The organism is Rhodococcus sp. OS5 (genome assembly GCF_056837585.1).
Genome location: NZ_CM166368.1, coordinates 5613550 through 5628156, shown reverse-complemented (window position 1 = coordinate 5628156; position 14607 = coordinate 5613550). Strand labels below are relative to the sequence as shown.

The 14607-nt window shown below is 60.4% G+C and carries 12 protein-coding genes; 10 read left to right on the top strand and 2 right to left on the bottom strand.

The window, feature by feature from the left end; genetic code table 11:
* Positions 1-171 precede the first annotated feature (171 nt).
* The 6 genes from ACVZUB_RS26310 to ACVZUB_RS26285 all read left to right on the top strand — a co-directional run bounded on the left by ACVZUB_RS26310 (position 172) and on the right by ACVZUB_RS26285 (position 6929).
* Positions 172-1176: a helix-turn-helix transcriptional regulator gene (locus ACVZUB_RS26310; protein ID WP_065351475.1), complete on the top strand. Its 1005-nt coding sequence runs from the start codon at positions 172-174 to the stop codon at positions 1174-1176.
* A gap of 374 nt (positions 1177-1550) precedes the next feature.
* Positions 1551-1790, top strand: a complete 240-nt coding sequence (locus ACVZUB_RS26305) for a hypothetical protein (RefSeq protein WP_047271996.1) — start codon at positions 1551-1553, stop codon at positions 1788-1790.
* Positions 1790-3340: a sodium:solute symporter family protein gene (locus ACVZUB_RS26300; RefSeq protein WP_047271997.1), complete on the top strand. Its 1551-nt coding sequence runs from the start codon at positions 1790-1792 to the stop codon at positions 3338-3340. Before ACVZUB_RS26305 ends, ACVZUB_RS26300 begins: the two co-directional genes overlap by 1 nt.
* A gap of 42 nt (positions 3341-3382) precedes the next feature.
* Entirely contained in the window at positions 3383-4270 is an 888-nt protein-coding gene (locus ACVZUB_RS26295) for an alpha/beta fold hydrolase (protein ID WP_047271999.1), read from the top strand.
* Positions 4271-4359: 89 nt separating this feature from the next.
* A complete protein-coding gene (locus ACVZUB_RS26290) occupies positions 4360-5556 on the top strand; it encodes a YlbE family protein (protein WP_172403432.1) in 1197 nt (398 codons plus the stop codon).
* The gene (locus tag ACVZUB_RS26285) at positions 5553-6929 is read left to right on the top strand and encodes an amidase (RefSeq protein WP_083056515.1); all 1377 of its coding nucleotides are present in this window, start codon (positions 5553-5555) and stop codon (positions 6927-6929) included. Before ACVZUB_RS26290 ends, ACVZUB_RS26285 begins: the two co-directional genes overlap by 4 nt.
* 87 nt (positions 6930-7016) lie before the next feature.
* Here ACVZUB_RS26285 and ACVZUB_RS26280 read toward each other — a convergent pair whose 3' ends face one another.
* Entirely contained in the window at positions 7017-8147 is a 1131-nt protein-coding gene (locus tag ACVZUB_RS26280; protein WP_197686822.1) for an MFS transporter, read from the bottom strand.
* A gap of 174 nt (positions 8148-8321) precedes the next feature.
* On the opposite strand from ACVZUB_RS26280, the gene ACVZUB_RS26275 reads away from it, so the two are divergent.
* The gene (locus ACVZUB_RS26275) at positions 8322-9335 is read left to right on the top strand and encodes an AraC family transcriptional regulator (protein WP_083056519.1); all 1014 of its coding nucleotides are present in this window, start codon (positions 8322-8324) and stop codon (positions 9333-9335) included.
* Positions 9336-9391: 56 nt separating this feature from the next.
* Here the strand turns inward: ACVZUB_RS26275 and ACVZUB_RS26270 are convergent, their stop codons facing one another.
* On the bottom strand, positions 9392-10567 hold the full coding sequence (locus ACVZUB_RS26270) for a PucR family transcriptional regulator (protein ID WP_197686823.1): 1176 nt from the start codon (positions 10565-10567) through the stop codon (positions 9392-9394).
* Positions 10568-10717: 150 nt separating this feature from the next.
* Between ACVZUB_RS26270 and ACVZUB_RS26265 the strand changes: the two genes are divergently transcribed.
* The 3 genes from ACVZUB_RS26265 (at position 10718) to ACVZUB_RS26255 (ending at position 14588) form a co-directional block, all read left to right on the top strand.
* Positions 10718-12046 carry an MFS transporter gene (locus ACVZUB_RS26265; protein WP_054827038.1) on the top strand — a complete coding sequence of 443 codons (1329 nt, stop codon included), beginning with the start codon at positions 10718-10720 and terminating at the stop codon, positions 12044-12046.
* A gap of 88 nt (positions 12047-12134) precedes the next feature.
* On the top strand, positions 12135-13784 hold the full coding sequence (locus ACVZUB_RS26260) for an amidohydrolase (RefSeq protein ID WP_083056523.1): 1650 nt from the start codon (positions 12135-12137) through the stop codon (positions 13782-13784).
* Positions 13785-13826: 42 nt separating this feature from the next.
* A complete protein-coding gene (locus tag ACVZUB_RS26255; protein WP_235867987.1) occupies positions 13827-14588 on the top strand; it encodes a maleylpyruvate isomerase family mycothiol-dependent enzyme in 762 nt (253 codons plus the stop codon).
* The last annotated feature ends 19 nt before the right edge of the window (positions 14589-14607 follow it).

Genomic DNA, 14607 nt, shown 5'->3' with positions numbered 1-14607 from the left:
TAGCGACCCCAGCTTGCTCGAGCCGATCGCCGGGTGGGCGTAAACCCAGCCACTTTTCGACCACTGCGTGTGGCTCTGCCGCCGGTTTCCCTCTCGTTCCCCGATGTTGCCTGACTGGCGAGACAATGAGAGCCTATACGTACTTGGGGGAGTCGGATCCAGGAGTATCGTATGCAGATCCACGCTTTGCTTCCCGCCATGATCCCGCCGGACGATGGCCGTTTCGTCGAACTATCCGATGTCCACGTGCGCGCTTCTGCTGCAATGAGAGTCCTGCGTGATTCGATTCCATGGGACGGATACGCATTGACGGCATGGGATGCGGGTTCAGGAAGTCACAGGCACGTCACGTTGGCGAGCGAAGGCTACACGCGGGAGCTCGACGAACATATGAACGACGCGTTCGTCGACGGGAATCCGGGCTTTCATTTGTTGCATACCCAGGTTCCGCACGCCCTCCGTTGGCTGGACTTGCAGAGGGATTGGCACATCCCGTTCGCGCAGACTCAGTCCGCCGAGGGATTCTTGATTCCCGCTGGGTTCAAGGAGGGCGCGACCATGTGTCTGAGGTTGCCTGGTGGGCGATATACCGGTGCTCTGCACGTGAGTTGGGCGCGCCCCAAAGACGCCAGTAACGAGGCTCTTAGCGTGATCGAGAGGTTCCGTCCTGTACTCGCTGACGTCTGTGATCTCTTCCGGAGCGCTCATGGTGCCGTGCAACGGGCTGGGGTGGCAGCGCACGCCGTCATAGTCACCGATACAGGCGCAATTTCGGAGCTGCCAGGTCATACGGCGGGTCCGGTTCTTGGAGAGTCTGCGCGCAGGTGGTTGGCGTCAGCGATCCGGGATTGGGCTGGCCGACCGGCGCAGTACTTGTGGGCCGAGTCGGATGGTTCGTGCCATCGGATCGAGTTGTCGGCGGGTCCCGGAACGTCCCTCGTGGTCGTTGAACGTCGGATTCCGTGGCCGTTCGGGTTGAGCTGCCGGGAAGTGCAAATTCTTCATTGGGTCACCCGAGGCTGTTCCAATCCCCAGATCGCGAAGAAGCTGTTCATCAGTCCTAGAACCGTTTCGACCCACGTCGAGCATCTTCTCGTCAAACTCGGGAGCCAATCTCGTGTGCAGCTCGCCGCGCTTGCTGTGGAAGCAGGACTGTTGCTCGCGAGCGAGATGTGAGGACCCGGAGTGCGACCGTCGTCAGGGTGACCGCAACGACCAGCGAGTCGGGGGAGTCGGAACGGGCGTAAACCAAAGCCCTACGGTAGCGCCAAAGGCGCTGTGAGGGGAGATGAATCTCCGTTGATGATGCAGCAGCCGCGTCTTTAGTGGCGGATTCTCACCCGTTCAGTTCCGGTTATGAAATTCTCGATGCCCCAGTACATTTCGCCCGTTCGGTTTGTCGTGTCCGCATGCGATGTCCGACCGGAGGTATGCGGAAAATACGTCAACTGACCGATGGTCGAGGAATGTGATTGTTCATACGCTTTTCATCTGGCTATACGCCGCCCAGCCGGCCCTGTTGACGGCCTGCAGAGACGAAAAGAGTATCAATGAAACGCACTGGCTTATTCAGTCGTTCCCCAGCGAGGAACATCGCCTTCGGCGCACTATTCGCGCTGATCAATATGATCGCGCTCTGGCCACCTTTGTACATCGCAATGTCCCACCAGCACGGTCTGGTCATCGGCGTACCGATTTCGGTCTGGTACCTGATACTCGTGTCCGCAGCTGCGATCGCAGCAGTCACCGGTCTCTGGGTCACCGAGTGTCGTCAGGGAGCGGTGGACTGATGATCGTCACTTTTGGCGCCTTAGGCGTCTTCTTCGTCGTCATCGTTGTTGTCCTTCACATCTCCAAGAACCGGCAAAGCGTCGCGACGTTCAGCAACTACGCCGTCGGTGAGCGCTCGTTTTCGAGCTGGTTCGTGTCGATGGCGTACACGAATTCGTGGTGGCCCGGTTCGACTTTTACCGCGGTTTTCGGTCTGACCGTTGCTAGTGGCGTGATCGGGTTGTACTTTCTCGTCTACTCCGTCCTTGGTGTTCTCGCGATGTATTTCATCGCCCGGCCAGTATGGAAGTGGGGTAAGAAGTTCGACCTGCGGACCCAGGCGGATCTACTGGACCTGCGGTACAACAGCCGCGGCCTGAAGTTGATCGGAAGCGCCATCAGTGTCGTCGCCCTCGTGCCCTGGCTCGTTCTCGGGCTCATTGCAATGGGCGCGGTAGTTCAGTGGGCATCGCTGGGTAAACTCTCTGACGCCGACTCCATCCTGATCGGGATTGCAGTATTGGTCGTGCGTCAGTTCTGGACCGTCCAGATGGGTATGAGGGGTCTCATCCTCACCGATATGGTCCAGGGGATTGTTGCCTACATCGGATCGGCCATTTTGTGCCTGGGCCTGTTGTTCTTCTACTTCGGTGGCATCTCGAACATGAGCAAGCTTACCGACGCTCAACTGAGCCTGCCCGGCTTCGGATCCGATGAAGGCGGACTCTACTACTTCGGCATCGTTGCCGCCGGAATCATTGGGAGTCTTTGCTGGCCTATGATATTCACGCGAATCTACACTGCGGCCAGCGTGCGTGAAGTGAAAAAGGGCTCGCTGCAAACAATGGCGATCGGCTTCGTGTTCTGCGTTCTACTCATGTTTGTCGCGCTGTGCGCGGCGCCGATCCCTTTCGCCGCTGCCAATCCAGTATCGTCGTTCTTCGCGATCGCGCAGGACGCCGGTGGTACCTGGTTGTTGGCGATCGCGCTTGTCATAGTTTTCGCGGCGGGAATGGGCTTCGTCGACGGCGTCACCCAAGCGATCGGCACTCAAGTTGCGAACGACATCGTTGCTGTCGTTCACCCACTGCGGGACAAGCAGGAGCTCTACCTCGCCAAGGCTGCGATGGCAGTTACCGCAATAGTTGCCGCGATCATCGCGTACCGCATCTACGATTCACCCAACTTGGCCGGCGTCACGCAGTTGGCGTATCAAGCCATCATCCAACTTGCCGTACCGATCTTCGGCGGACTCATGTGGCGCAAAGGTAACAGGGACGGCGCAATCGCCGGGCTGCTCGTCGGTGCGGTAATCGCTCTGGCGCTGACGGTTCCGTACATGGACCAAGGCGGGGCAGTGCCGTGGCTTGAGGGGTTAGGTTCCGGACTGGTCGGCCTCGTAGCCAATCTTGTCGTCTTCGTCGCGGTCAGCCTCCTTCGAGCCAGTGACCGGGAAGAGTTGGAACGAGTTGATCAGCTCTTCGAGTCGGCCCGAGAGCCGTCCCGCAGCCCAGGCCAGACAACACCCATACCGAGTGCCGGCCAGATAGCGCCCGCACCTTTACCGTGACCCGATCTCGGGACTGCCCCACAAAGAAGAGGAATTGAGTTCATGAGCACGTTCGATCAAACCATCACCATCCCCCACCTCGGCGGCTCGGTCATAGGGGCCACGTTCGGGCGACCTTACAACCCCGAATTGCCGACCCTGGTCATGATCAACTCGTACACCACCTCTGCGGAGTTGTACCGCGACCAGTTCGCGGATACTGCGCTGACCGACAGGGCCAACCTACTGGCCCTCGAGCCGTACGGTCATGGCCGAACCCGTTCGACATACAAGCATTTCACCTACTGGGACAGCGCAGTTGCGAACCTGCAGGCTCTTGCGGCACTGGACATTCCGAACGCATTCGTCTTGGGGACTTCGCAAGGGGGGTGGATTGCCACCCGAATGGGCTTGCTGGCACCAGAGGTAGTCAAAGGCCTGATTCCGTTGGGTACCTCGCTGGACGTCGAGAGTCAACGCAGCCGCGACCTCGGGTGCTGGGACGGGCCGGGATTCTGCACCCCCTACATCGAGGCCTTCGGCGAGCCGGTCGACGACGACTGGGTTGTTCCCGATGATTTCGTCGATGCCACCTTCGACGCTGCGCTGGGAGGCTTGAGCCCGGAAGACCGAGTGAGGTGGCTCGAGATCTACCGCACGAACTACTCCGGCGACGCCGGCCGGCACCGACTGCGGCTCGCCACGATCAATCTCCGTGATCGCGACGGGTTGTTCGGGCGATTGGACGAAGTGACGCAGCCGGTTCTGTGGCTCCACGGCACCGCAGACCAGGTTTATTCAGTGGCCAACGCCGAGGACGAAATCAAACTGTTCACCCGTGCGGCCGAAGTGCGCCTCGAGACGATCCCGAACGGGCATCACTTCCTGAGTGCGTCCAAACCCGCTGAAGTCAATGCTGCTGTGATCGATTTCCTCGGTCGGTGGGCATGACCGACACACAGCTCGAGCAAAAGGCGGATTCTATGCAAGACCTATTGTCGGACAGGCGAATTCATGCAAATACGGTCGCAGTGAATGCGATGCTGCAAGCAGACCCCGTCCTGATCGATGTCACCCCGGCACTCGATGCGCTGCCCGGCATGACCCGCCACACCATCCTCACCTCGGGAGCCCCGTTGCCCTGGCCTGCATACGAAGGAGGCCAGCGCCGAGCGATACTGGGAGCAGCACTTTTCGAGGGGCTCGCGAACTCGGTGGAAGAGGCCGACGCTCTCCTGCATGCGGGAGACATCCTCGTCCGGCCGTGCCATGACTACGGGTGCGTAGGCTCGCTGACCGGGGTGACGACGGCGTCGATGCCTGTCCTCGTTGTCGAAGATTCGATGTCGGGTTCGCGCGGACACTGCGTTCTCTACGAGGGAAGTGCCCGCGAGCGCCTCACCTACGGGGTATGGAACGAGGCTGTACATCAACAATTGACCTGGATCAAGGACGTGCTCGGCCCAGCCCTCTCAGCGGCACTACGACACAACGGCGGTCTACACACCAGTCCCATCATTCGGCGTGCCCTCGGTATGGGCGATGACTTGCACAGCCGTAATACAGCGGCAACAGCGGTGTTCTTCGAGCAGATCTGCGAGTCTGTTCTCGAGGCCAATGGCTTCACCGCAGCAACCCGCGACGTTCTGAACTTTCTCAGTCGGAACGACCTGTTCTTTCTCCATGTCGCGATGGCGACGGGCAAGAGCGTCGCGACAACCGCCAGCGATACACCGCACAGCAGCATCGTCACCGCTATGGCGTTGAGCGGGAAGGAGTTCGCGATTCGTACAGCTGGCACCGGCCAGCGATGGTTTCGCGCGCCGATTCCCACGTTGCAGGCGAAATATTTCGACGGGATCACCGCTGAGGATACTGCGTACATGGGCGGGGAGAGCCTGATCACCGAGACGGTGGGGCTCGGCGGCCTTTCAGCGGCGGCAGCCTTTTCGCTCCAGGATTACAGCGGCGGATCAGCGCAGAACATGGTCGAAACGACGGAGGCAATGTACGGCATTACTCACACCGAGCACCCCCAGTGGAAGATTCCGTATCTAGGGTTTCGTGGCGTTCCGTTCGGAATCGACGCGGCACGTGTGGTTTCCACCGCGATCACTCCACGTATCCACATGGGTGCCGCCCTGCGTGAAGGCGGACACGCGGGCGCCGGTCTGCTCATCGCCCCGATCGAACCCTTCCGCGAGGCCATCGCGGCGCTCACCGTGTCGGCGGCATGACGGAGAATCCCCCTTCGGGCGTCCACGTATCCGCGACTGGCGGCTACTTCAGCCGAAGAACCATCACGGACCTGGCTGCGGACCTTCGGGCACGTCGGGTCACGTCAGCGGACTTGATCGGGATTGCTATCGAGGAGGCCGAGCGCTCGCAATCGACAATCAACGCGTTCGTCACCATCGACGTGGCCGGAGCTCGTGCAGCCGCAACCGCAGCCGATCGAGAATTGGCCGCAGGTGCTGACCGGGGTCCGCTGCACGGGGTGCCGATAGCGGTGAAGGACATGATCGATGTACGAGGTCTGCCGACGACCGCCAGTTCGCGTCATTTCGTGAATCGGATCGCCGCTCGCGATGCAGATTGCGTCGAGCGGCTCAGACGAGCAGGTGCGATAGTGATCGGGAAGACGACGACGCATGAATTCGCGAACGGTCCGACGGGGGATCGTGCTGCAACTGGACCCACTCGTAACCCACATGCATTAGGGCACATGTCCGGAGGGTCGAGTAGCGGTTCGGCGGCCGCCGTCGCTGCCGGCATCGTTCCAGTCGCACTCGGCACCGATACCGGTGGTTCCGTGCGAATCCCCGCCGCATACTGCGGCGTCGTCGGCATTCGCCCCACACAAGGGACGATCAGCACGCACGGAGTACTTCCTCTGGCCAGTTCGATGGACACTGTGGGCGTTCTGGCTCGCTGTGCGGCTGATGCACACGTCGTACTGTCGGCGTTGATCGACGATTTCTCACCACCGGCCGAGTGCACTTCCGTCGCCGGTGTGCGCGTTCGCTGGATATCGCCGAGATCAATTCATGCCACTCAACCATCGATTGCCCGTTCTGCCCGCGATCTGGTCGCACCATTTCTCACCGACGAAATAGATATCCACGGCGCGGAGGCACTTCGCTTCTCCTATCGTGTCATCCAAGGGCGTGAAGCTCACGCGGTCCACGCCGAACGGCTCAGTCTCGCACCCGATCTCTACGACCCAGAGGTGCGTGAGCGTCTCGAGATGGGCGGCACGTACACCGATTCGCAGTTCTTGCAGGCGATCGCGATTCGTGAACAGTTCCATGTAGGTGTTGCTCAGCTACTCAGTGCGGTCGATTTCATTGCGCTGCCTACGATTCCCTTTTCGGCACCGCCGCTGTTCAGCCGTCGGGTGAGTGTCGAGGATCAGCCGGTCGACGTTCCAAGTGGTTTACTCTCACTCACCGCGCCGTGGAGTCTCATCGGACTGCCCGCAGTGTCCATTCCAGCAGCCGACGTCGACGGTCTACCTGTCGGTGTACAGCTCGTCGGACGCCCACACACCGAGGCTGGTCTTCTGTCGTTCGCGGCGAAGCTCGAGGCGCGGAAGCTGTTCGAGAGTTGACCGGGCCAGATCACGCTGCTCGCGCACCGATCAGCTGACCTCGCTGATTCGTAGTCCCAGTCTGCTGTCGGATGCAGGTAACCGATGTCACGCAAGGTGATCGGGGTTCTTCACGGACAATGTGATGAACAATGCTGACGCAATCAGCACGACTCCGAAAACCGAGAACACCGCCATGGCACCCCCGGCTCCGAACATCGCACCGCCTGCTGCGGCACCTGCAGCGATTCCGGACTGGACACCGACCACCACGATCCCGCCTGCACTTTCCGCCTTGTCGGGCACGGTCCTGGTCGCCCACGTCGACCACGCCACCGAAACTCCGCCGAATGCCAAGCCCCACAACACCACCAAGGCTGCGCTTACGCTCTGAGTTGCAGGCACCAGTGCCAGACCTAGGGCAGCTATCCCGATCAGTAAGGGCATCAGCGCCAATGTCAGACGCAGGCTGAGTTGGAGGAGCCATCCGGCGACAAGTGTGCCTGCCAAGTTCGCCACTCCGAAGGCGAACAATAGAACAGTCAAGGTGGAGGTGCCGACATTGACCATGGTTTCGAGCGCCGGCCGAATGTAGGTGAACAGTGCATAGTGCCCGATATGGACGAGCAACATGCCGACGATGCCGATCCCGAAGCGTGGATGTACCAACACCGACCACAAAGTTCTCAACCGTGCCTCGTGCCGCGGTGCCATCGGGGGCAACGCGAACAGCTGGAAGGCAAGCGTCAGGACCCCGAGGGCTGCGGTGGCCCAAAAGGCACTGCGCCAACCGGACAGTTCACCGAGGTAACTACCGAGCGGCACGGCCACGATGGTTGCTACGGCGATACCGCTGAAAATGATTGATACAGCGCGAGGTACCGACGATTCCGGTACCAGGCGCATCGCCGTGGCAGCCGCCATGCTCCAGAAACCACCTAACGCAATGCCGAGCAGGATCCGCATCGCCAACAGCACCACCATGTTCGGGGCCAGGGCCACGAGCGAGTTCGATGCGATCATCAGCACAGTGAAGCTGAGCAGAACAATCCGCCGGTCCATCCGTCGTGTCAGGCTTGCCGTCAGTAGTCCAGAGAGGATTGCTGCTCCAGCCGTGACGGTGACTGCTTGGCCCACCAGTGCTTCCGGCACACCCAAATCATCGGCAATCGGGGTCAACAGACTGGCCGGAAGATACTCGGCCGTAAGCAGTCCGAATACGCCCAGGGCCAGTGACATCACCGCCATCCACTTCGGTGTTACCGGCAGCGGTGGCGGGTCGACAACTGCGGCTGCTCGGACTGGTCGGGTATCGGGCGCGGTGCTGCATACATCACTGGACAACGGTTGTACTTCTCCTGGATCGCATGAAAGGCTTTGAGTCAACACTAGATACGACTTTCAGGATGATCTATGACTGAGGATCCGGCCGTTTTGATCAAGAGTCCGGCCGAGTCGGCTGCCGGGACGTTCGCCTCGTCCTCCGACCTCATCAGCGAACTGTTGACGAGTATGCGGTTGCGTGGAGTGCAGTACCGTCGCGTTCATGCCGGTCCGCGATTCGGCATCGGCTTCGCTGCGAAACCGGGCCGTGCCTATTTCCACTTTCTCGCAGTCGGTCACGCGTTCCTGCGTGCCGAGAACGGCACCGTCCACGAACTGTCAGCGGGTAACGCTGTGTTCATCCCGCACGGTCGACCCCATCAGTGGCTGTCCGGGCCGGGCGTAGTGGTTCAGGGCATCGACAGCTACGACTCCGAACCCCTCGGTGATGCGGTGGGGGACGTGAATGTCGGCCTCGCCGCCGACCTGTCTCCCAGCGCCGTATTGTTCACCGGTTACATGGAATTCGATCTTGGCGGGATGCAAGGCCTGAGTCGTATCATGCCCGAGATCATGATCGCCGACGCCCAGGGGGAGCGATATCCCGGACTTTTACCGATCCTTGCTGCGATGAGGCGTGAGACCTGTTCGGCGCGTGTCGGTTTTGCTGGTGTTTCAGCGCGTCTCGCTGAAGTCGTGGCTGCGATGATCGTGCGAGGGTGGGTTGAATGTGGCTGCGACAATGCCTCTGGACTGGTGGCTGCGCTGCGCGATCCGCGACTGGCGGGAGCCATCTTGGCTGTCCACCGGGATCCCGGACATCATTGGACGGTAGCGGAGTTGGCATCGCAGTGCCATGTGTCCCGATCGGTGTTCGCGGAGCGCTTCCATGCGATGATCGGCGTACCGCCTCTGCGGTACGCGACGGAACTGAGAATGCTTCTTGCCAGCCAGTGGCTGGCCCAGGACACGATGTCGGTGGAAGCCATGGCTCGAAGTCTTGGTTACACCTCTCAAGCTGCGTTCAGCCGCGCTTTCAAACGCGTTACCGGGCAGCCTCCCAGCGCACGCAGAGCTACCTCGCCCATACAGTTCGTTGCGTGATGCCTCCGACAGCGATCGCCCCGAGAAGGTAAAAGGGGAAGGGGTTTCGAGTGCTTCTATGCCCAACCCACTACGAGTCTCGCGGATTGTTCAGGAATCGTGGGGTCCAAACCGGTGAGTTTTGCAAATCGATGAAGGCGATTGGACACGGTGTTGCGGTGACAGAACAGCTCGTTTGCCGATTCCCCGATACTGCCTGTTTTCAGATAGCTGCGCACGCATTCTTCGAGACGGGCCCGCTCCGCGTCTCCGCAGGTCGCCAAGGCGTCATCTACGTCGGTGAGTAGCCCGTTTCCTGATTCTTGTAGGCCTAGTTTGGCCAGTCTCGCCCACCCTCGGTCCCAGGTGAGAGCCGCGTGGTCTTCGCTGGTGATTGTTCGTGTGAGAGCTCGTGCGGTATTGGCCGCCGCGCGAAGGGCTGACAGACCGGTGTCGGCGTTGACAATTCCGACTCGAAGCTTGAGGAGGTTCCGGCCGACATCGGTGACTTGCGGTCCGTCGAGGTCGAATCTGCGTGTGAAGGCAATCAGGACGTCGCCGAGGTAGTGGGTGTACACCGTTCGTCCGGAGCGCTCGGTTTCGGAGATGAACACTCGTAGCGCCGGGATGTCGTCACCGGCAGCTCCGATGACCAGAAGGGGGGCGCGTTGTGGGATTCGGAGTTCGGCTGCAATTGCATCCAGTTGATCTGCGTCTGTGGATCGGGGATCCTGGAACAGGTTTGCGATGCGTCCTTGCAGCGCAGACGATTCCTCTCTCAGCATGCGTTCTCGTTCGGCCATGTAGGCCGCTTGTGTCTGTGCGGCGTACTCGTCGACGGTGCGAAGCACGATCCACGTGTGTCGGACCAACAGTTCGGCATCCCTCGCTGACGACGCGGAGGTGAGGGCCTCCCACAGCACGTTGTAGTCCAATCGGATCGCGGTCATCAATGAGGTGATGGGGATCCCTGCCCGTGCACGAGAGATGCCGACATCGTTTGCGACGGGGACGAAATCGGGCAGACCTCCCGCGCGCAGACCTTGGAGCATGGCGGAGAAGGCCATCCGGCCTGTGCGTTCGATCTCGGACGTCGGTAGCGGCGACGAGTCGTAGCCCGCGATCGAGGCGACACGTTTGACGAAGGTGTCGGTCAGTTCGGCGACGTCGAGGCTGTCGAGCAGCTCTTGCCATCTTCCTGAGTCGCGGGCGTCCGGCTCGTTGCCCGGTCGTGAAGGGGCGAAATGGTTCACCAAGTCAGAATAGGGCATATGCACAAATTCGCAGCGCTAATCGGCGGGGAATGCCTAGGGACAGTGAGCGAATAACCTGAAATGCTTGCGGCAGGCCGAAATCCCCTGGGGACAGAAGCAGACCGAATCCCTCATCCCTGATGGAGAGTTATGACGTACACACAATCGACGTCGATCGAGTTCGGAGCCGTTCATGAGCTCGACAAGAAGAGCGCAAACAAGGTCGCACTCGGCGCTCTGGTCGGTTCCGTGCTCGAGTATTACGACTTCTTCCTGTTCAGTGCCGCGGCCGCTCTCGTGTTCAATGTTCAGTACTTCACCAGCGGCAACGCAACCTTGGCCGCACTTGCCTCGTTCGCCACTTTCGGAGTAGGGGTAGCGGCCCGACCGATCGGCGGCATTGTCTTCGGTGCAATGGGCGATCGGATCGGCCGCCGAAAGACGCTGATGATCACCATCGTCGGTATCGGCATCATTACCGCGTTGATCGGCATACTGCCCACCTACGCAGCGATCGGCATCGCGGCGCCGGTGCTGCTCGTGCTGCTGAGAATCGTGCAGGGACTTTTCGTAGGAGGGGAATGGTCAGGTGCCTTGACCCTGGTGGTGGAGAACGCGCCACTGCATATGCGGGCGCGATACGCAGTGATTCCCCTCATCGGATCTCCGATCGGAACAATTCTGTCTTCTGGTGGATTTTTTCTGGTCACCATTGCAATTTCGCAGCAGAACTTCGAATCCTGGGGTTGGCGCATTCCCTTCCTCCTCTCGTTACCGTTACTTCTTGTCGCGGTTTACATTCGGCGCAAACTCGAAGAATCCCCTGTCTTCCGTCAGCTCGAGGAAGCTGGGGAGTTGGCGACCAATCCCGTGAGCACAGCCTTCAAACACAGCTGGCGTCAGATTCTGATCGGAATGGCGGCTTCACTTCTCGGAATGGGCGGGTTCTACCTCGTCACGACATTCTGTGTGTGGTACGGAGTGAACGTACTCGGATACAGCCGATCGTTGATGCTGCTCGGAACTATCGTCGCGGCCGTAGTCGAGATCTTCGTGATCTTGTTGAGCGGGCGGTTGGGCGCGCGGTTCGGTTCGAGTCGAGTGATCTTGTGGGGCGGGATCGCCTCTGCCGTAGTCGCTCTGCCGGCCTTTCTGCTACTGACTTCGGGCGTTCCCGTGCTCATCGTTCTGTCGATGACGTTGGCAGTGGCGACGTTGTCGTTTCCCTACGCAGGTACAGGAGCTGTTCTGACCGGACTCTTTCCGGCGCGAACCCGATTCACAGGTGTTGCCGTCGCGAACAACACCGCCGCGATGATTGCAGGATTCGTTCCACTTCTGGTTACCAGCCTCGTAGCTGCAGCTCATGATCACTGGTGGCCAGCTGCGTTGGTTCTCGCGCTGATCTCGTTGATCACCGCATCGGCAGGAGCGATCGCGCCGAAATTCAGCGTGGACCTTCCCGGCTTCAAGCACTGAGAAACGTAGCGCGGCTGGTGTGCGAAACATCGCACCTCGTACCGCTGGATCAGACGCGGCTCGATTACTGGACAAGGACATTTCTCTTATGCAACTCGATCTCATTGTGCGGGCGCGCGAAATCATCACCATGGATCCTCATCGGCCGATCGCTTCGGTTGTCGGGGTAATCGGTGACCGTATCGTCGGGTTCGACGACGAGGTCGCCGGTATCGAGGCGATACGAACCCTGGACTTCGCAGACGCCTGTGTGACGCCCGGTCTGATCGACGCTCATTGTCACACCGTCTGGTGGGGACTTGGATTGGCGTCGATAGACCTCAGCCGCGCCGCCAGTCTCGAGGATCTCTACAGGCTGATCGAGGCCGAAGTAGAGCGTATCGGTGATGACGCCGATGCCTGGGTCCACGGCACAGGTTTCAACCAGGGGCACTATGGCGGCGAATTCCCTGCTATCGATCGGCTCGACGCCGTGACGGGAGACCGGCCACTGTACTTACGGCACATCTCTGGTCACGCTGCGATTGCGAACACCGCTACGTTGCGTCTCATCGGTGCGCTTGACGACGGGTTCGAAGTTCCCGTCGGAGGTGTCGTCGTGCGGGATGACGAGGGCCGCCCTACCGGTGTCGTTGAAGAGTCGGCGCAAGGTTTGGTGCAGGCGTTGCTCTTGCCCTACTCCACCGAGCGGCTCGCTGAGGCAATCGACGAAGCAACCAAACGCTTTGCTGCACAGGGGATAACAAGCTTCACAGAAGCCGGTGTCGGTGGCGGTTGGATCGGCCACAGCTCCATCGAAATCGCGGCCTATCAATCGGCCGCAGATCGCAATCATCTGCACGCCCGTGCACAGTTGATGCCGGCAATCGACGCCCTTCATCCCCTTGCCGCGAACGCTTCGGACTTCTGCGGCGAGGGGACAGGAGTGGGCTTGGACCTCGGGATTCGTTACGGCTTCGGCGATTCCCACCTTCAGTTGGGGCACGTCAAGGTTTTCCTCGACGGCTCTTTGCTCGGGGCGACCGCCGCTGTGACAGAGGACTTCTGCGGCCACGAACACAACCGGGGCTACCTCCTCGACACGCCGGAACTGTATCGAGAGCGTGCACTCGCGGCATATCGATCGGGGTGGCCGCTTGCGCTGCATGCAATCGGAGACGCAGCAATAGACCTGGCCCTGGACCTGATCGAGGAGGCACAGAAGAGCTACGGCCGCCACACAGCTCCGTGCCGTATCGAACATTTCGGCATCGCTCGACCGGATCAAGTGCGGCGTGCCGGCGATCTTGCTATTGCTGTGACCCCCCAGGCAGGTTTCATCGGGCCGCTCGGCGATCAGATTGTCGATCTTGTCGGGACCGACCGTGAACCGTGGCTCTACCGTGGGCGATCAGTCATCGATGCGGGAGCAATACTCGCAGGCTCATCAGACCTTCCTGTCGCCGACAACAATCTTCGTAGAGGTATGCAGTCGGCCGTCGATCGTCGTACCGACACCGGATTCGTCCTGGGCTCGAACGAGGCGATCACACCGGAGGAAGCCCTTCGAACGCACACGGAATGGGCTGCGCGCGCGACCGGTCAGATCGACGACAAAGGCACCCTCGAACGGGGAAAACTTGCGGACTTCGCCGTGTTCTCGTCGTCGCCGCTCACCGCGCCAAACATATCGGAGATCGACGTCGTCGCAACAATACTCGGAGGAAACCTAACCCATGATGCCCGACCGACTCGCTGAAGAATTACTCGTAATCTTGTGAAGGAGAATGCCGTGAACGTGATGCGAGAGCCGGCTGACGAACTCGCCGTCGATCTCGGCTACGTGAAAGCCGGACAAACGCACTTCGACCGGACGTTGCGTGAACTCGGTGACAACGAACTACGTGGACCCTCGTTGCTTCCAGGATGGACTCGCGCGCACGTGATCGCGCACGTCGGTTTCAACGCCCGCGCCCTCGGCCGCCTGGTGGATTGGGCGACGACAGGCATCGAGAAACCGATGTACGAGTCTGCCCATGCGCGGAGCCGGGAAATCGGCAGTGCAGCACCACTGTCAAATGTCGAACTCCGTGAACTCTGCGACAGGGAGGCGAGAGCGCTCGAAATCGCCTGGAGCGCAGTCCCCGACAATCGCTGGTCTACCGAGGTGAGCAACGCTCAAGGTGTGCGGATACCGGTCGTCGATACAGTGTGGATGCGATCTCGCGAATTGTGGTTACACGCAATCGATCTCAACTATTCGGCGAGTGCAGCGGACATACCGCCAGCGGTGCAGCGACGAATAATTCACAATGTCCTGGATACGTGGGCCACCCGAGACGACTATCGCGTGCACATGACAGTTGCGGACACCGGTGAAGAGTTCGAACCGGCTTCGAGTCACATCACCACCGCCGATTCGACCACGGCACGCACGGCGGTGTCCGGGTCGCTTCCGAATCTGCTGATGTGGGTGACCGGCCGCAGAAACATCGCAGTGTCCGCGGTCGACACGTCGGGCCGCGAGATCGGCACAGCCCCGACAGCTCCGCGCTGGCTCTGACGCTCACTATCGACAACAC

Bases quoted from the DNA above. Each gene is read 5' to 3' on its own strand.
- ACVZUB_RS26310 (WP_065351475.1), top strand. From the start codon at position 172: ATGCAGATCCACGCTTTGCTTCCCGCCATGATCCCGCCGGACGATGGC.
- ACVZUB_RS26305 (WP_047271996.1), top strand. From the start codon at position 1,551: ATGAAACGCACTGGCTTATTCAGTCGTTCCCCAGCGAGGAACATCGCC.
- ACVZUB_RS26300 (WP_047271997.1), top strand. From the start codon at position 1,790: ATGATCGTCACTTTTGGCGCCTTAGGCGTCTTCTTCGTCGTCATCGTT.
- ACVZUB_RS26295 (WP_047271999.1), top strand. From the start codon at position 3,383: ATGAGCACGTTCGATCAAACCATCACCATCCCCCACCTCGGCGGCTCG.
- ACVZUB_RS26290 (WP_172403432.1), top strand. From the start codon at position 4,360: ATGCTGCAAGCAGACCCCGTCCTGATCGATGTCACCCCGGCACTCGAT.
- ACVZUB_RS26285 (WP_083056515.1), top strand. From the start codon at position 5,553: ATGACGGAGAATCCCCCTTCGGGCGTCCACGTATCCGCGACTGGCGGC.
- ACVZUB_RS26280 (WP_197686822.1), bottom strand. From the start codon at position 8,147: ATGTCACTGGCCCTGGGCGTATTCGGACTGCTTACGGCCGAGTATCTT.
- ACVZUB_RS26275 (WP_083056519.1), top strand. From the start codon at position 8,322: ATGACTGAGGATCCGGCCGTTTTGATCAAGAGTCCGGCCGAGTCGGCT.
- ACVZUB_RS26265 (WP_054827038.1), top strand. From the start codon at position 10,718: ATGACGTACACACAATCGACGTCGATCGAGTTCGGAGCCGTTCATGAG.
- ACVZUB_RS26260 (WP_083056523.1), top strand. From the start codon at position 12,135: ATGCAACTCGATCTCATTGTGCGGGCGCGCGAAATCATCACCATGGAT.
- ACVZUB_RS26255 (WP_235867987.1), top strand. From the start codon at position 13,827: ATGCGAGAGCCGGCTGACGAACTCGCCGTCGATCTCGGCTACGTGAAA.